Source organism: Actinomadura luteofluorescens (assembly GCF_013409365.1).
In the GTDB taxonomy this organism is placed as follows: domain Bacteria; phylum Actinomycetota; class Actinomycetes; order Streptosporangiales; family Streptosporangiaceae; genus Spirillospora; species Spirillospora luteofluorescens.
Genome location: NZ_JACCBA010000001.1, coordinates 3,041,009 through 3,056,791 on the forward strand (window position 1 = coordinate 3,041,009; position 15,783 = coordinate 3,056,791).

16 protein-coding genes and 1 tRNA gene are annotated in these 15,783 nt (G+C 72.8%); 4 read left to right on the forward strand and 13 right to left on the reverse strand.

Annotation, left to right across the window (positions count from 1 at the left end):
* Window positions 1–126 precede the first annotated feature (126 nt).
* From pth to BJY14_RS13995, 5 genes are all read right to left on the reverse strand, one after another.
* Window positions 127–702, reverse strand: a complete 576-nt coding sequence (gene pth / locus BJY14_RS13975) for an aminoacyl-tRNA hydrolase (RefSeq protein WP_179844016.1) — start codon at window positions 700–702, stop codon at window positions 127–129.
* A gap of 125 nt (window positions 703–827) precedes the next feature.
* Window positions 828–1,469, reverse strand: a complete 642-nt coding sequence (locus tag BJY14_RS13980) for a 50S ribosomal protein L25/general stress protein Ctc (protein ID WP_179844017.1) — start codon at window positions 1,467–1,469, stop codon at window positions 828–830.
* Between the two features lie 299 nt (window positions 1,470–1,768).
* Complete coding sequence (locus BJY14_RS13985; protein ID WP_141578287.1) at window positions 1,769–2,749, reverse strand: ribose-phosphate diphosphokinase; 981 nt, start codon at window positions 2,747–2,749, stop codon at window positions 1,769–1,771.
* A gap of 195 nt (window positions 2,750–2,944) precedes the next feature.
* Entirely contained in the window at window positions 2,945–4,390 is a 1,446-nt protein-coding gene (gene glmU, locus BJY14_RS13990) for a bifunctional UDP-N-acetylglucosamine diphosphorylase/glucosamine-1-phosphate N-acetyltransferase GlmU (protein ID WP_258941085.1), read from the reverse strand.
* Window positions 4,391–4,556: 166 nt separating this feature from the next.
* Window positions 4,557–4,628 (reverse strand) — tRNA-Gln (locus tag BJY14_RS13995).
* Between the two features lie 389 nt (window positions 4,629–5,017).
* Here BJY14_RS13995 and BJY14_RS14000 point away from each other — a divergent pair.
* Both BJY14_RS14000 and BJY14_RS14005 read left to right on the forward strand, forming a co-directional pair.
* Entirely contained in the window at window positions 5,018–5,971 is a 954-nt protein-coding gene (locus BJY14_RS14000) for an acyl-CoA desaturase (RefSeq protein WP_179844019.1), read from the forward strand.
* A gap of 17 nt (window positions 5,972–5,988) precedes the next feature.
* Window positions 5,989–6,771: a TetR/AcrR family transcriptional regulator gene (locus tag BJY14_RS14005; protein ID WP_312879204.1), complete on the forward strand. Its 783-nt coding sequence runs from the start codon at window positions 5,989–5,991 to the stop codon at window positions 6,769–6,771.
* Here the strand turns inward: BJY14_RS14005 and BJY14_RS14010 are convergent.
* The gene (locus BJY14_RS14010; protein ID WP_179844020.1) at window positions 6,763–7,125 is read right to left on the reverse strand and encodes a VOC family protein; all 363 of its coding nucleotides are present in this window, start codon (window positions 7,123–7,125) and stop codon (window positions 6,763–6,765) included. The genes BJY14_RS14005 and BJY14_RS14010 overlap by 9 nt on opposite strands.
* Before the next feature lie 173 nt (window positions 7,126–7,298).
* Window positions 7,299–8,087: a trans-aconitate 2-methyltransferase gene (locus BJY14_RS14015; protein WP_179844021.1), complete on the reverse strand. Its 789-nt coding sequence runs from the start codon at window positions 8,085–8,087 to the stop codon at window positions 7,299–7,301.
* Window positions 8,088–8,200: 113 nt separating this feature from the next.
* Between BJY14_RS14015 and BJY14_RS14020 the strand changes: the two genes are divergently transcribed.
* Together BJY14_RS14020 and BJY14_RS14025 are read left to right on the forward strand one after the other, a co-directional pair.
* On the forward strand, window positions 8,201–9,004 hold the full coding sequence (locus tag BJY14_RS14020) for a patatin-like phospholipase family protein (RefSeq protein WP_179844022.1): 804 nt from the start codon (window positions 8,201–8,203) through the stop codon (window positions 9,002–9,004).
* 44 nt (window positions 9,005–9,048) lie between these two features.
* Entirely contained in the window at window positions 9,049–9,537 is a 489-nt protein-coding gene (locus BJY14_RS14025; RefSeq protein ID WP_179844023.1) for a MarR family winged helix-turn-helix transcriptional regulator, read from the forward strand.
* A 265-nt stretch (window positions 9,538–9,802) separates the two neighbouring features.
* On the opposite strand, the gene BJY14_RS14030 is transcribed toward BJY14_RS14025, so the two are convergent.
* The 6 genes from BJY14_RS14030 to BJY14_RS14055 form a co-directional block, all read right to left on the reverse strand.
* Window positions 9,803–10,936 carry an amidase gene (locus BJY14_RS14030; protein WP_179844024.1) on the reverse strand — a complete coding sequence of 378 codons (1,134 nt, stop codon included), beginning with the start codon at window positions 10,934–10,936 and terminating at the stop codon, window positions 9,803–9,805.
* A gap of 46 nt (window positions 10,937–10,982) precedes the next feature.
* Window positions 10,983–12,746, reverse strand: a complete 1,764-nt coding sequence (locus BJY14_RS14035; RefSeq protein ID WP_179844025.1) for an ABC-F family ATP-binding cassette domain-containing protein — start codon at window positions 12,744–12,746, stop codon at window positions 10,983–10,985.
* Between the two features lie 51 nt (window positions 12,747–12,797).
* Entirely contained in the window at window positions 12,798–13,265 is a 468-nt protein-coding gene (locus BJY14_RS14040) for a hypothetical protein (protein ID WP_179844026.1), read from the reverse strand.
* 65 nt (window positions 13,266–13,330) lie between these two features.
* Window positions 13,331–13,555: a hypothetical protein gene (locus BJY14_RS14045; protein ID WP_179844027.1), complete on the reverse strand. Its 225-nt coding sequence runs from the start codon at window positions 13,553–13,555 to the stop codon at window positions 13,331–13,333.
* Window positions 13,556–13,683: 128 nt separating this feature from the next.
* Complete coding sequence (locus tag BJY14_RS14050; protein WP_179849366.1) at window positions 13,684–14,604, reverse strand: 4-(cytidine 5'-diphospho)-2-C-methyl-D-erythritol kinase; 921 nt, start codon at window positions 14,602–14,604, stop codon at window positions 13,684–13,686.
* Window positions 14,605–14,634: 30 nt separating this feature from the next.
* Window positions 14,635–15,774, reverse strand: coding sequence for a glycoside hydrolase family 26 protein (locus BJY14_RS14055; RefSeq protein WP_312879207.1), 1,140 nt, complete (start codon window positions 15,772–15,774; stop codon window positions 14,635–14,637).
* Window positions 15,775–15,783 lie beyond the last annotated feature (9 nt).

A 15,783-nucleotide genomic window follows, 5' to 3' on the forward strand; every position in this document is an offset into this window, starting at 1 on the left:
CCCGACACCGTCGGTGATAACGCGGTGACCCGATCGAAGAGCCGAAAAAGCAGGTCACACCCGATTCGGCCCTCCTTCACCAGACGGTTCGAACGGTCCCCGCCGCCTTTCCTGCCGCGGATCCGGTCAGCCGGCGTGGAAGGCGTTCTGCGCGGCGGCCAGCCCGTCGGTCAGCAGCGCCTCGACCGCGTCCGCCGCCCGGTCGACCTCCAGGTCGAGCTCCTTGCGCTCTGTCGCGGAGAAGTCCTTCAGCACGAACGCCGCCGCGTCCATCCGACCCGGGGGCCGCCCCACGCCGAACCGCACGCGCGGATACTCCTTCGCGCCCAGCGACCTGGTGACGGACCGCAGCCCGTTGTGGCCGTTGTCACCACCGCCCTGCTTCAACCGCACCGCGCCGAACGGGATGTCGAGCTCGTCGTGGACGACGACCACCCGCTCCACCGGCACCTTGTAGAAGTCGCGCAGCCCCTTCACCGGGCCGCCCGACTCGTTCATGAAGGTGCGCGGCTTGGCCAGCACCACCCGCGTTCCCGCGAGACGGCCCTCCAGCACGTCGGCCCGCGCCCGGTGCGACTTGAACCTGCCCCCCGCGCGCGCCGCGAGAACGTCCAGCACCATGAACCCCGCGTTGTGCCGGTTCTTCGCATAGGACGGCCCGGGGTTGCCCAGCCCCACCACGAGCCAGAGATCCGCGTCCACCCGCACTCCTCACACGCGAGCACGGCCCCCGCCGATGCGCGCACCCGCGGGGGCCGTGGACGTTCCTTGTGACCGGCCGTCCGGCTCGGCCGCGCACCGGGCGGCCCGGCCCGGCGGCACCGCCGTCACTCGGAGGCGGTCTCGCCCTCGCCCTCGGGGGCCTCGGCCTCGGCCGCGGCCGCCTCGGCCGCCTCGGCCTCCGCCTCGGTCTCGGTCGCGCCGGCCGACACGGTCGCGTCGGCGATCTGCAGGACGAGGGCCTCCCCGTCGACCTGCAGGGTGACGCCCGACGGCAGCTTCAGGTCGCCGGCCAGCACCTGCGTGCCGACCTCCAGGCCCTCGATGGACAGGTCCACGGCCTCGGGGATCTTCGTAGCCTCCGCCTCGACCGACACCTGGACCAGCTCCTGCTGGACGACGCCGCCCGCGACCACGTCGCCGACCAGGTTGACCGGCAGGTCCACGACGACCTTCTCGCCGCGCTTCACCAGCAGCAGGTCGACGTGCTCCAGGAAGCCCTTGACCGGGTCGCGCTGGACGTCCTTCGGCAGCGCCAGCTCGGCGCCGCCGGAGAGGCCCTCGATGGTCAGCAGCACGTTCGGCGTCTTCAGGGCCAGCATCAGGTCGTGGCCCGGCAGCGCGATGTGCTGCGGGTCGGTGCCGTGACCGTAGAGGACGGCGGGCACCTTGCCGGCCCGGCGGGTGCGCCGCGCGGCACCCTTACCGAACTCGGTGCGCGGCTCGGCGGCAATGCGTACCTCGGACACGGCGAAAACTCCTCGTTGTTGCTTCCACGGCCGTCCGTCGTCGGACGTCCGCTACGGACGATGCGTTGCGTTCCTGGCGCGCCGTCGAAGGGCGGGCGCGCTCGAAGATTCGTTTGCGTTCCCCGGGGAGTGCGGCCCCTGTGCGGGCACCGCACTTGAACGTCCTGGGGCATACGCGGTTGCACAAGTCTAGCCCAAGACCGCAACGCCCAACGCCAAGGCCCTGCCTGCGCCACGGCCCCCGCCGCGGTCTCCTCCGTGGCCGCCGGCGGGCGCCGTGCCGTGCCCGGGACGAGGGTTCAGCTGTGGCCGCCGAACAGGCTCGTGACCGAGCCGTCGGAGAACACCTCGTTGATCGCGCGCGCGACCAGCGGCGCGATCGACAGCACCGTGAGCTTGTCGAACTGCTTCTCCTCCGGGATCGGCAGCGTGTTGGTGAGCACCACCTCGGAGATCCGGGAGTTCTTCAGCCGGTCCACCGCCGGGCCCGACAGGACGCCGTGCGTCGCCGCGACGACGACCTTGGTCGCGCCCTGGTCGAACAGCGCGTCCGCCGCCTTCACGATCGTCCCGCCGGTGTCGATCATGTCGTCCACCACGACGCAGGTGCGGCCGGCGACCTCGCCGACCACGTCGAACACCTTGACCTCGTTGGCCACGTCCGGGTCGCGCTTCTTGTGGATGATCGCCATCGGGACGCCGCCCAGCCGGTCGCTCCACCGCTCGGTGACCCGCACCCGGCCCGCGTCCGGCGCGACCACGGTGACCTGGGAGGTGTCCAGCCGGCTCTCGAAGTGCCGCGCCAGCAGGTCCAGCGCGAACAGATGATCCACCGGGCCGTCGAAGAAGCCCTGGATCTGCGCGGTGTGCAGGTCGACGGTGATCAGCCGGTCGGCGCCCGCCGTCTTGAACAGGTCGGCCATCAGCCGGGCCGAGATGGGCTCGCGGCCGCGGTGCTTCTTGTCCTGCCTGGCGTAGCCGAAGAACGGCGCCACCACCGTGATCCGCTTGGCCGACGCGCGCTTGAGCGCGTCCACCATGATCAGCTGCTCCATGATCCACTGATTGATGGGAGCCGTGTGACTCTGGACCACGAAGGCGTCGGAGCCGCGGACCGACTCCAGGAACCGCACGAACGTCTCGCCGTTGGCGAAGTCGTAGGCGGACGTCGGCGTCAGCTCGACCTGGAGGTTGTCGGCTACTTCCCTGGCCAGGTCAGGGTGGGCTCGGCCGGTGAAGAGCATCAGCTTCTTCTGGCCGCTCGTTTTTATCCCACTCACCTCTGACAACTCCCCCTCATTGGAACTGTGCCCTACATGTGGGTTGTTGTCCCCACCTCCCGCGCACCAAAGAGCCGGCGCGCGGGTCGTCTTGTCATCGAGCCGCTCTCCGGTCGGGCGGCTCTGTGTTGTTCCGGAAGACGCCGTCGTCCTCCACCTCCCCGCCCTGAGGCGGGGCAGTCCTCTTCGGGCGCGCTAGGGCGCGCCCTCCTCGCCGGTCCTGGCCCGCCGGGCCGCCTCGGCCGCCGGCGTCCCCGGCCGCTTCCGCTCGACCCAGCCCTCGACGTTGCGCTGCCGCCCTCGCGCCACCGCCATCGCCCCCGGCGGGACGTCCTGGATGATCACCGAGCCGGCCGCCGTGTAGGCGCCGTCCCCGATCGTCACCGGCGCCACGATCATGTTGTCGCTGCCGACCTTCACGTGCGACCCGATGACGCTGCGGTGCTTGTCCACGCCGTCGTAGTTGACGAACACCGAGCTCGCGCCGATGTTCGAGCCGGCGCCGATCTCGGCGTCGCCGACGTAGGTCAGATGCGGCACCTTGGTGCCCTCGCCGATGTCGGCGTTCTTGGTCTCGACGTACGTCCCGACCTTGGCCCTGGGCGCGAGCCTGGTGCCGGGCCGCAGGTAGGCGTAGGGCCCGACCGAGGCCTCCGGCCCGATCCACGCCCCGACGCACACCGCGTTGGTCACCGAGGCGCCGGCGCCGACCGTCGTGTCGGTCAGCGTGCAGCCGGGGCCGACCCGGGCGCCCTCGCCCAGGTGCGTCCCGCCGTGCAGCTGCGTCCCCGGGTGGATCTCCGCGTCCGGTTCGGCGGTGACGTGCACGTCGATCCAGGTGGACGCCGGGTCGATGACGGTGACCCCGGCCCGCATGTGCGCTTCGAGGATCCGGTCGTTCAGCTGCCGGCGCGCCTGCGAGAGCTGGACCTTGTCGTTGACGCCCTGGGTCTCGACCCAGTCGGCGGCCAGGTGGGCGCCCGCCCGGTGGCCGTCGCCGCGCAGGATCGCGACCACGTCGGTGAGGTACTCCTCGCCGCCCGCGTTGTCGGTCGTCACCCGCTTCAGCGCGTCGGCCAGGAGCGCGCCGTCGAACGCGTACATCCCGACGTTGATCTCGTTGATGGCGCGCTGTTCTCCGGTGGCGTCCTTGTGCTCGACGATCGCCTCGGCGCTGCCGTCGGCCGCCCGGATCATGCGCCCGTAACCGGTCGCGTCCGGCATCTCGGTCGTCAGCACGGTGACGGCGTTGCCCTCGTCCTCGTGCGCCTGGACCAGCGCCCGCAGCGTCTCGCCCCGCAGCAGCGGGTGGTCGCCGTTCGTCACGACGACCGTCCCGTCCAGGGCGCCGGTCTGCTCCAGCGCCATCCGCACGGCGTGGCCCGTTCCGCCCTGCCGCTCCTGCACGGCGGCCTCGGCGTCGGGGGCGTGCTCGGCGAGATGCTCGACGACCTGCTCGCGCCGGTGCCCGACGACCACGACGAGCCGCTCGGGCTCCAGCTCGCGGGCGGCGGCCAGCACGTGGCCGAGCATGCTGCGCCCGCACAGCTCGTGCAGCACCTTCGAGGTACGGGACTTCATCCGGGTGCCCTCGCCCGCGGCGAGGACGATGACGGCGGCCGGGCGGCTCGCGGCACTCACAAGGAGGCTCCTCGGCATCGCGGACGGGGATCGGTCGCGGGCCCGCCCACCTGCGACATCACGACACGGCAGGCCGGGGCGAACCCGACACGGGCAGGATACCGCCCACCCCGCTCCTGTCACCCCATCGCCCGCCCCGGACCCACCGGTCGGGCATCTCCGACAGCTCCGGCGCAAGGACTCGAACCTTGTCTAAGGGCACCAAAAACCCTTGTGCTGCCAATTACACCACGCCGGATCAAAGCAGACGGATCCGGACAGAGCCGCGAACCGACCGGCCCCCACGATACCGACACACGCCCTGGAGAGCCCACCTCGTTAGGCCATCCACCCGTTCGCACCCTCCCGGGCGCACTATGGTCGTTTTGTCCGGATCGGTTTAGAACGTGCGGCACCGAGCAAGTCAACAGCGTGCCGGTCGGCCAGGGCCCGACCGGACGGCGCGAACGCGCAGGTCGCGCCGCCCTGCCGCGAGCGACCCGCCGACCCCTGTTGCGCACGAGAGTTATGTGGCCAAAGAGGCAGTTTCCCCCTGAATTTACCGTTCGGCTCTGCACAACTTACGGACTCGTAGGTTACGTTGGCGTAGGTAAGACTGCCCCGAGTCACGGGAAGAAGTGATGACGCATGACGACAGCTCCGGCCATGGATCCACCTCGCCCGCAGCGGCGTCCCGAACTCGCGCCCCAGCAGCGCGGCAACGGAGAACGGGTGCTGATCGCCACGTTCACCGCGCTGCCCTTCCTGGCACTGTTCGCCGCCGTCCCGCTGGCCTGGGGGCGGTTCCTCGGCTGGACGGACGTCGCGCTCACGGCGGTCTTCTACCTGCTGTCCGCGGGCGGCATCACGATCGGCTACCACCGGTACTTCACCCACGGCTCGTTCAAGGCCACGCGCGGGCTGAAGATCTTCATGGCGCTGGCCGGGAGCCTGGCCATCGAGGGCCCGGTCATCACGTGGGTCGCCGACCACCGCCGGCACCACAAGCACTCGGACAAGGAGTTCGACCCGCACTCGCCGTGGCGTTTCGGCGACGACTGGAAGGCCCTGGCGAAGGGCCTGGCCTGGGCGCACTACGGCTGGCTGTTCGACGCCAACAGGACCTCCAAGCAGCGGTTCGCCAAGGACCTGCTGAACGACCGCGACATCCGGCGCATCCACCTGGCCTTCCCCGGCCTGGTCGCGGCGTCGTTCCTGCTCCCGGCCGTGATCGGCGGCCTGGTCACCATGTCGTGGATGGGCTTCCTCACGGCGCTGTTCTGGGCCGGGTTCGTCCGGATCACGCTGGTGCACCACGTGACGTGGTCCATCAACTCGATCTGCCACACCTTCGGCAAGGAGGAGTTCGAGGTCCGGGACAGGTCGCGCAACGTGTGGTGGCTGGCGATCCCCTCGCTCGGCGAGTCGTGGCACAACCTGCACCACTCCGACCCGACCTGCGCGCGGCACGGCGTGCTGAAGGGGCAGGTCGACATCAGCGCGCGCATCATCTGGGCGTTCGAGAAGATGCGCCTGGCCCATGACGTCCGGTGGCCGAACGCCGACCGGCTCGCCGCCAAACGCACGAAGCAGGCGGTTTGACCGCCACAATTGATCCCGTGACAGATCCCGCTCCCAGGACCCGCAGAAAGCGGATGACGGGCAAGGAACGCCGCGAGCAGCTCCTCGAGATCGGCCGGACGCTGTTCGCCGAGCGCGGGCTGGACGGCACCTCGGTGGAGGAGATCGCCTCGGCGGCCGGGGTGTCCAAGCCGGTGGTGTACGAGCACTTCGGCGGCAAGGAGGGGCTCTACGCGGTCGTCGTCGACCGGGAGTTCGAGCGGCTGCTGGGCCTCGTCACCGACTCGCTGAACTCGGTGGTCCACTACCGGAGCAAGCTGGAGAGGGCGGCGCTGGCGCTGCTGGAGTACATCGAGGAGCACCCCGACGGGTTCCGCATCCTCGTCCGCGACTCCCACGGCGGGACGGGCACGGGCAGCTACGCCAGCCTGCTGAGCGAGATCGCCGGCGAGGTGGAGCACATCCTGGCGCAGGAGTTCGACCGGCACGGGTACGACGACAAGTTCGCGCCGCTGTACGCGCAGAGCCTGGTCGGCATGGTGGCGCTGACGGGCCAGTGGTGGCTGGACGTCCGCAAGCCGCACCGGGAGGACGTGGCCGCGCACATCGTGAACCTGGCGTGGAACGGCCTGTCCGGGCTGGAGCCGAGGCCGTCGCTGGACCCGCGCCGCCGCCGCAGGGAGCTGGAGCGGCAGGAGAAGCGCGCGGAGAAGGCCGCCGCCAAGGCCGGGCGCGCCGAGGAGAAGGCGGCGGCGAAGGCGGAGAAGGCCCACCGCCGGGGGCGGCGCGACTTCGGGGAGATCGTCGACCCGTCAGCCTGAGGGCCGCAGGAACTCCAGCCGGTTCCCCACGGGGTCGTCGGCGTAGAAGCGGCGGTGGCCGGGGAACATCTCGTCCGGCGTGACCTCGTGGCCGGCGGCGCGCAGGCGCTCCGCGAGGGCGTCGAGGTCGTCGACGAGCAGGCCCGGGTGGGCCTTGCGGGCCGGCCGGAAGCCCGGCTCGATGCCGAGGTGGAGTTCGACGCCCGGGCCGCGGAACCAGGCTCCGCCGCGCCGCGCGAGCGCGGGCGGCTTGGGGACCTCGGTGAGGCCGAGGACGCCGCCGTAGAAGGCGCGGAGCCGGTCCTCGCTGCCGGGCGGGGCCGCGAGCTGGACGTGGTGCACGCCAGTGATCATGGTTGCCTCCGGACCTGACACCGGCGGCCGCCCGGAGTTCGTCCGGGAGGCCGCCGGCAGGGGTCACCGGTCTCGGGTCGCGAGCCGGGATTCGCGGACGCCGCCCATCCGCCGGAGTCGGCACACCGCAGGGGAACGAGTCGCTTCCCCCGGCCGGGCGGGCGGCATCCCGTCTAGGGGGTGGTGGCGATCACGAAGATCCTCCGGAACGGGAAGACGGTGCCGTAGGGGGCCGCGGGGTAGGCGCGCCTGAGCCGCTCCGCGTACTCGGCGAGGAACTCCTCGGCCTCGGCGGGCGGCAGGGCGGTGAGGACGGGACGCAGCGCGCTGCCCTTGACCCATTCGAGGACGGGGTCCTCGCCGTGCAGGATCTGCGCGTAGGTGGTCTCCCAGGCGTCGACGGCGCATCCGAGGCGGGCCAGGAGGTCGACGTATCCGGCCGGGTCGAGGACGGGGGCGTCGTGCTGCAGGTGGGCGAGCCTGCCGCGCCACCGTTCGGAGCGGCCCATCTCGCGGAGCAGGACATGGCTGGGCGCGCCGAAGTTGCCGGGGACCTGGAAGGCGAGGCGGCCGCCCGGGGCGAGGGCGCCGACCCAGCGGGGCAGCAGCTCCGGATGCTCGGGGATCCAGTGCAGGACGGCGTTGGAGATCACGAGGTCGAGGGGCCGCTCGGGCTCCCAGGCTGCGACGTCGGCGACGCGGAAGGCGAGCCGTCCCGGGATCTCGTGCGCGCGGGCCGCCGCGATCATCTCCGGCGAGCTGTCGAAGGCGTCGATGACGGCGTCCGGCCAGCGGGCGGCGAGGGTGGCGGTGAGCTCGCCGCTCCCGCAGCCGAGGTCGGCGACGCGGGCGGGCGCGGCGCCGCCGAGCCGCGCGGCGAGTTCGGTGAAGGGCCTGGCGCGCTCGTCGCCGAAGACCCCGTACTGCGCGGGGTCCCACACGGCCGCGGTTTGTCTCGACATCAAGAGACATCATGCCCCGCGCATATCTTGATGTCAAGAGTCTTGGTCCGTGCCCTGCCGGCCGGTCACCTGACGGATGCGCCCCCGCGAACGGCGCTCCTAAGCTCACCGGCATGACGGACGACAACAGCGGGTGGGCGCTGGCCCTCGGCCCCGGCGGGCCGGTCGGAACGGCGTGGCTGCTCGGCCTCGCGGCGGGGCTGCGCGCGGCGGGCCTGGACCCGGCGGGCGCGGGCCTCATCGTCGGGACCTCGGCGGGCGCCATCGCCGGCGCGGCGATCGCCGCCGGCCGGGACCTGGCGGCCCTGGAGGAGCTGCCGTCGCGCAGCGGCCCCCCGGCGCCGGCGGACGGCTCGGTGATGGCGCGGGTCTTCGAAGTGGCCGGCGTCCCGGGACTGGAACCGGACGAGACCAGGCGGCGGATCGGACGGCTGGCCCTCGACGCGGCCGCGCTGCCCGCGGAGCGCCACCACGCGAGCATGCGGTACCTGGTCGGCACCGACACCTGGCCGGACACCCGGCTCCTGATCACCGGGGTGGACGCGGAGTCGGGCGAACCGGCGCTGTGGGACTCCTCCAGCGGCGTCCCGCTGTCGCTCGCGGTGGCCGCGAGCAGCGCCGCGCCCGGCTTCGCCGAGCCGGTGCCGATCGGCGGGCGCCGCTACCTGGACGGCGCGTTCGCCGGATGGTCGGCGGCGGAGCTGGCGCAGGGGGCGGGGCCGCTCGTCGCGCTGGAGCCGATGCCCCACATGCGCGGCGGCGAGACCGTCCGGATCCTTCCGGACGCGCGGGCGCTGGACGCGTTCGGGGAGAACCTCGGAGACCGGTCGCGCTGGACGCCCGTCTACCGGGAGGGCCTCCGGCAGGCACCGGAGGCCGCCGAGCGGATCGCCGCCGTGCTTGCCGCCGGGCACTGATCGCGCCCCGTGTTTCTCGATATCAAGACAGGTAGGGTGTCGGCATGCGCGATGAGGTCGACAGGCTTGTCGAGGCGTGGAACACCGAACGTCCAGACCTGGACGTCCGGCCGCTGCAGGTCCTCAGCCGCGTCTCCCGCCTGGCCCGCCACCTCGACCGCGCCCGGCGCGCCGTGTTCGCCGACCACGGCCTGGAGCCGTGGGAGTTCGACGTGCTCACTGCACTGCGCCGGGCGGGCGCCCCCTACCGGCTGAGCCCGGGCCGCCTCCTGCACGCGACCCTGGTGACCTCCGGCACCATGACGAACCGCATCGACCGGCTCGCGGCGGCGGGCCTGGTCGAGCGGCACCCCGACCCGCAGGACAAGCGCGGCGTGCAGGTCTGCCTCACCGACGCGGGCCTCACCCGCGTCGACGCCGCCTTCACCGACCTCCTCGGCCGCGAGCAGGCGATCCTGGAAGCCCTCTCCCCCGACCAGCGCGAAGCCTTGGCCGACCTCCTGCGCACCCTGCTCATCCCCTTCGATGCGTGATCTCCCAGGGGTAGCGACCCCCCTGGAACCCCCCGTCACGAGCCGGGCGATCCTCACGCCACGGTGCGGGTTTTCGTGCCCGTGCGGGTTTCGTCGTGGCGCTGCGGTCGCCCGGCTCGACGGGTCGGGCGACCTCCAGGCGCCTAGAGCGCCTTCCGGCCGCCCGACCCGTGGGCTGGCTCAGGTCCCCGGCTCAGGTCCACTCCAAGAGCGTTAATACGTGGCACTTCCAAGAGTGTTTGGCTTGGCTCCTTTGAGCTTGGGGTTAGGGCGTCAGGGCGGATTCCAGAGTGGCGGCCAAGGCGCAGAGGTGTTCTTCGGTGCCGGCGCGGCCGATGAGCTGGACGGACGTGGGCAGGTGCGAGCCGGGCAGCGGGACGGGAAGGGCGAACGCGGGGAGCCCGGCGACGTTGGCCTGGCCCACCAGCGCGGTGAGGACGAGGTCCGACTCGTCCGCCTCGTCGGGTTCCGGAGGCAGGCACGTCAGGACCGGCAGGGCGATCGCGGTGTGCCGGGCGAGGATCGCGTCGAGTTCGGCCCTGATCGCCTTGCGCATGGCGAGCGCCCGGTCGAGCAACCCGGCGCCGGACACGTCGATCATGTGCTGGATGCGGCGCGCGATGCGCCCGCTCAGCAGGTCCGGGGCGGCGAGGAGGTGCCCGTTCCGGCGAGCGGCCTCGTCGCTGATGATCAGGCCGTTGGCGGTGGCGGCGTCGGCGTAGTGCTCGGACCTGACGTCGGTGAAGGGGCCGAGGCGGCGCAGGGCGTCGTCGACGGCGGCGTCGATCGCGGGGTCCACGCCGTCCACGCGCAGGCGCGCGATCGTCCCCGGGGCCCCGAACGCCGACGGGTCGTCGGGGGCGGGCGTGAAACCGGGTTCGAGCAGGCGCATCCCGAGAACGACGGCGGCGACGTCGCGGCCCATCGGCCCGACGACGTCCAGCGTCGGCGACAGCGGGTACACGCCGTCCAGGGAGACGCGGCCGTTCGTGGTCTTCAGGCCCGCGATGCCGCAGCAGGCGGCGGGGATGCGGATCGACCCGGAGGTGTCGGTCCCGAAGGCGACGTCGGCCTCGCCGGTGGCGACGGCCACGGCGGAGCCGCTGGACGACCCGCCCGGCACCCGCGACGGGTCGAGCGGGTTCACCGGCGTGCCCGTCCACGGGTTGATGCCGTCCGCGGCCATGCACAGCTCGTTCAGGTTGGCCTTGCCGGCGACGCGGGCGCCCTGCGCGCGGGCGGACGCGACAACGGGGGCGTCCGCGGCGGCGGGCTCGGCGCGCTCGGCGACGGCCCGGCAGCCCGCGGTGGTGGGCAGCCCGGCGACGTCGATCGCGTCCTTGACGGCGAGGCGCGGTCCGCCGCCCGGCTCGTCCGTCCTGAGGATCCAGGTCGTCATCCCGGGATGATGCCCGGTGCGCCGGGAAATCGCCAGGAACGTCCTGCTAGCCGAGATCCTCGGCGAGCATGAGCCACTCCTCCTCGACGCCGGCGGCCTCCGCCTGGATCTCCTTGAGCCGGGCGTCCAGCTCCTGGAGCTTGGCGTAGTCGGTGGCGTGCGCGGCGAGCTGCTCGTGGAGGGCGGCCTGCTGCCCGGCGAGCTTCTCCAGGCGGCGTTCGAGGCGGTCGAGCTCCTTGCGGGCCTTCCAGTCCTGGCCGCCCGCCTTGGGCTTGGGAGGCGCGGAGGCCGGCTCGTTCCGGACGGCGCCGGGCTTGGGCGCGGTTCCGGCGGCGCGGCGTTCGAGGTACTCGTCGACGCCCCCGGGCAGCAGCGACACGCGGCCGTCGCCGAGCAGCGCGACGACGTGGTCGGTGATGCGCTCCAGGAAGTACCGGTCGTGGCTGACGACGACGAGGGTTCCGGGCCAGCCGTCCAGAAGGTCCTCGACCTCGGTGAGGGTCTCGATGTCGAGGTCGTTCGTGGGCTCGTCCAGGAGGAGGACGTTCGGTTCGCCCATCAGGAGGCGGAGCAGCTGCAGGCGGCGGCGTTCGCCGCCGGACAGGTCGCCGACGGGCGTCCACTGCCGGTCGCCCGGGAAGCCGAGCCGTTCGAGGAGCTGGCTCGCGGTCCATTCGCGCTTGCCGACGGTGATGCGGCGGCGGATCTCTTCGACCGACTCCAGGACGCGCCGGGACGGGTCGAGGTCCTCCAGGTTCTGCGACAGATGCGCGAGCTGGACGGTCTTGCCCTGCACCACGGTGCCGGAGGCCGCCTGGACGGAGCCGTCGAGGAGGCGCAGCAGGGTGCTCTTGCCGCTTCCGTTGACGCCGACGAGACCGACCCGGTCGCCCGGGCCGAGCCGCCACGTCATGCGCTGGAACAGGTCGCGGTCGCCGAGACGGACGCTGACGTCCTCGATGTCGTAGACGGTCTTGCCGAGCCGCGCGGTGGCGAACCGGGTCAGCTCCACCGAGTCGCGCGCGGGCGGCTCGTCGGCGATGAGGGCCTGCGCGGCGTCCACCCGGAACTTCGGCTTGGACGTGCGGGCCTGCGGGCCGCGGCGCAGCCACGCCAGTTCCTTGCGGAGCAGGTTCTGCCGCTTGGCCTCGGTGGCGGCGGCGATGCGGGAGCGCTCGGCCTTGGCGAGGACGTAGGCGGAGTAACCGCCCTCGTAGCGTTCGACGCGGCCGTCGACGACCTCCCACGTGCGGTCGGTCACCTCGTCCAGGAACCAGCGGTCGTGGGTGACGACGAGCAGCGCGACTTTGCGGCCCCTGAGGTGCCGGGCCAGCCAGTCGATCGCCTCGATGTCGAGGTGGTTGGTGGGCTCGTCCAGAAGGAGCAGGTCGGACTCGGGGACCAGGAGCCGGGCCAGCGCGACGCGGCGCCGCTCCCCGCCGGACATGCCGGCCAGCGGCGCGTCCAGGTCCAGGTCGGCGAGCAGGCCGCCGAGGATCTCGCGGACGCGGACGTCGCCCGCCCACTCGTGCTCGGCGCGGTCGCCCACCACCACGGACCGGACGGTCGCGCTCTCCGGGAATTCGTCCCGCTGGGTCAGGTAGCCGAGCCGGATCCCGCGCGCGTGCGTGACGCGCCCGGCATCGGGCTCGGTCTCCTGGGCGAGGACGGACACGAGGGTGCTCTTGCCGCCGCCGTTGCGGCCGACGACGCCGACGCGGTCGCCCTCGTCCAGGCCGAGGGACACGGCGTCGAGCAGCGGTTCGGGCCCGTAGGCCTTGGCGACGTTCTCAAGATTGATCAGATTCACGGCGCCTTCAAGCGTAGGGCACCGCCCGAACGGCGCGCCCCGCCCGGACGATCAGTTCGGGGGCGCCATGCCCGAGGGTCCGGGCTGCTCCGGACGATCCGGCTGATCCGGTTGCCCGTACTGACCCGGCTCCCCGTACTGGCCGGGTTGGCCGGGCGGCCCGTACTGGCCCTGCTGCCCGTACTGACCAGGTTGGCCCGGCTGACCAGGCTGGCCCGGCTGGCCCGGCTGGCCCGGCTGGCCGGGCGGCCCGTACTGGCCCTGTTGGCCGTACTGACCAGGTTGGCCGTACTGGCCGGGCTGACCCGGCTGGCCGTACTGGCCGGGCTGACCCGGCTGGCCGTACTGGCCGGGCTGCTGCGGCGGGTACAGGGCGCCGGGCGGCCGGTACGCCGTGTCCTTGGACTTCGATGATCTCGTGGCGAGCACCACCACCAGGGCCACGACGCCGACGACGACGATCAAGAAAAGGATCACCAGGAGCATCAGGAACGTCATGCCGTGGCCCGTTTCGCTCATGTTCGCCGATCTTGGGGGGGCGAATCGATGGGTCGAGGCGACCGCGTCCCGGCCGCGCGGCGAGCCTACTGCCCGGCCGCCTCCCCCGGCACCACGGAGCCGGGGGCCACGGGGCCCGGCGCGGCGGAACCCGGCAGGGCGGAGCCCACTCCGGCGGAGCCCGTCCCGGCCGCCACCACCTTGTCAGGGGCGTTGCGGCGGAGGTCCCGGTCGCGGCGCACCGCCAGCAGGACGAGCGTCGCCAGCACGACGATCGCCACGAGGCCCAGCATCCCGGACAGATACGTCATCGTTCCACCTCGCCGGTCGGGTCAGTCCCGGAGGAACCGGTGTCACGGATAGAAGACGCGCTCCGCGACCCCGGGGTTCGCTTGTGTGACGATGGCAGCTACCGGGACAGGGCCGTCCCACCGTCCCGTCAGAGGAGTGTGGCGCCGGGGACGGGTCCGTGGGCCCGGACGATCTGCTCCGCGACGCCGGCGGAGTCCAGCTCGTCCGCGAGCCCGGCGGCGTCCTCCTCGGTCTCGGCGAGGAACGCGCAGGTCGGGCCGGAGCCGGAGACGAGCGCCCCGATCGCGCCGAGCTCGCGGCCGGTGTCGAGCGTGCGGCGCAGCGACGGGCGCAGCGACAGCGCGGCGGGCTCCAGGTCGTTGAACAGCGCGGCGCCGAGGGCCTTGGCGTCCCCGGTGGCGAGCGCGGTCATCAGCGCCTCGGACACGGTCGGCCACGCGGCCGTCTCCCCCGCCGCCAGGCGCAGCCGGTCGCACTCGCCGTAGACGGCGGGCGTGGACAGTCCGCCGTCGGCGGTGGCGAACACCCAGTGGAAGGTGCCGCGGGTCAGGGCGGGGGTGAGCCGCTCGCCGCGCCCGACGCCGACGGCCGTGCCGCCGAGGACGGCGAACGGGACGTCGCTGCCGAGGTCGCCGCCGAGCTCCATCAGGTCGTCGCGGGTGAGCGCGGGCTCCTCCCGGTCGTCCCAGAGCCGGGCGCAGGCGACGAGCGCGGCGGCGGCGTCGGCGCTGCCGCCCGCCATGCCGCCCGCGACCGGGATCGCCTTGCGGATCGAGAGCCGCACGGCCGTCTCGACGCCGAGGCGCGCGGCCACGAGCCGGGCCGCCCTCGCGGCGAGGTTGTCCTCGCCGGTGGGGACGCCGCCGACCGCGACGCGCGCGTGCGGGGCCGCCCGGACCTCCACCGCCAGCCGCTCGGCGGGCTCGGCCGTCACCTCGTCGAACAGGGACACGGCGTGGAACACGTTGACGAGGTCGTGGTAGCCGTCGTCGCGGATCGGGCCGACGCCCAACTGGAGGTTCACCTTGGCGGGGACCCGCACCGTCACTGCGCTCACTCGCGAAACCCTACGGGACCCTCAGCCGCCACTGGTGACGGGGAGGTTGCGGGGGTTGAAGTACGGGGTCGTGGCGAGTTCGCGCAGCGCCGAGGTCGCGTGCTTGTCGCCGGTCACCGAGTAGGAGCGGCGCCTGTCGCGGGCGTTCTTCGCCTGCTCGTCGGAGTTGAAGTACACCACGGCCTTGACCTGCGGGTCCTGGAGGGTCTTGGCGGCCTCGCGGAGCCACTCGGCGCGGCGCGGGCCGTAGGACCTCGGCACCCCGAACTCGGCGATCATGATGGGCTTGTGGCGCCCCCGGGCCCACTCCATGAACAGTTTCACCGCCTCCGACAGGTCGCGGTAGTCGTAGTCGGCGCCGGGCTGGGCGTCGGCGCAGATCCAGTCGACCTGGTCGTCGCCCGGGTAGTACGAGCCGGCGTTCGCACCGCTGAAGCCGCGGGCGGTGGGGCACCACACCCACGCGACGTTGTCGACGTTCTCCCGCTTGAAGATCGCCCGCAGGTGCTTCCACGCGGCGACGAAGTCGGCCGCCGTGTGGACGCTCTTCTGGCCGGTCGCCTTGTCCATGTCACGCGACCAGCGCAGGAACACGGGCTTGCCGAGGGCCTTGACGGCGCGGGCGCGCTTGGCGATCAGGTCGTCGTGCTCGCCCTGGACGATCTCGCGAGTGTCGCCGCCGTCCCAGGTCAGCAGCAGGTAGCGGTTCCCGTCCGCGACGGACTTCTCCAGCCCGCCGGGAAAGTCGCTCTTCCAGCCGCGGTAGCTCTGCACGATGTCGAGCCGGCGGCCGAGCCGCTGCTCGAAGCCGGCGACGGGCGCCATGCCCGGCTTGCCGGCGTCCTTGCCGGACGGCGTCGGCGACTCCGACCCGGAAGGCGACTGCGACGGCGAGCCCGAGTCCGAAGGTGAACCGGAGGGGGACGGCGAGGCGGACGCGGAGTGCAGGCCGGTGCCCTCCGGCACCCAGGCCCCGAAGTAAGCCCCCTGGGCCGGCGGGACCGGCGCCACGCCCGCCCGCGCGGTCGTCGTGATCCTGGGTGCCGCGCCGGCGCCGCCCCCGCAGCCCGCCGCGACCGTGGCGATCAGGCCCGCGATCGCGAGCAGCGCCGTCCCCACGATCGGCACCCGGGTCCGCGCCGCCCGCGCACGCGCCTTCACATCGACCTC

Bases quoted from the DNA above. Each gene is read 5' to 3' on its own strand.
- BJY14_RS14025 (WP_179844023.1), top strand. From the start codon at position 9,049: ATGCGCGATGAGGTCGACAGGCTTGTCGAGGCGTGGAACACCGAACGT.
- BJY14_RS14040 (WP_179844026.1), bottom strand. From the start codon at position 13,265: ATGAGCGAAACGGGCCACGGCATGACGTTCCTGATGCTCCTGGTGATC.
- BJY14_RS14045 (WP_179844027.1), bottom strand. From the start codon at position 13,555: ATGACGTATCTGTCCGGGATGCTGGGCCTCGTGGCGATCGTCGTGCTG.
- BJY14_RS14010 (WP_179844020.1), bottom strand. From the start codon at position 7,125: ATGATCACTGGCGTGCACCACGTCCAGCTCGCGGCCCCGCCCGGCAGC.
- BJY14_RS14000 (WP_179844019.1), top strand. From the start codon at position 5,018: ATGACGACAGCTCCGGCCATGGATCCACCTCGCCCGCAGCGGCGTCCC.
- BJY14_RS14015 (WP_179844021.1), bottom strand. From the start codon at position 8,087: ATGTCGAGACAAACCGCGGCCGTGTGGGACCCCGCGCAGTACGGGGTC.
- BJY14_RS14020 (WP_179844022.1), top strand. From the start codon at position 8,201: ATGACGGACGACAACAGCGGGTGGGCGCTGGCCCTCGGCCCCGGCGGG.
- BJY14_RS14030 (WP_179844024.1), bottom strand. From the start codon at position 10,936: ATGACGACCTGGATCCTCAGGACGGACGAGCCGGGCGGCGGACCGCGC.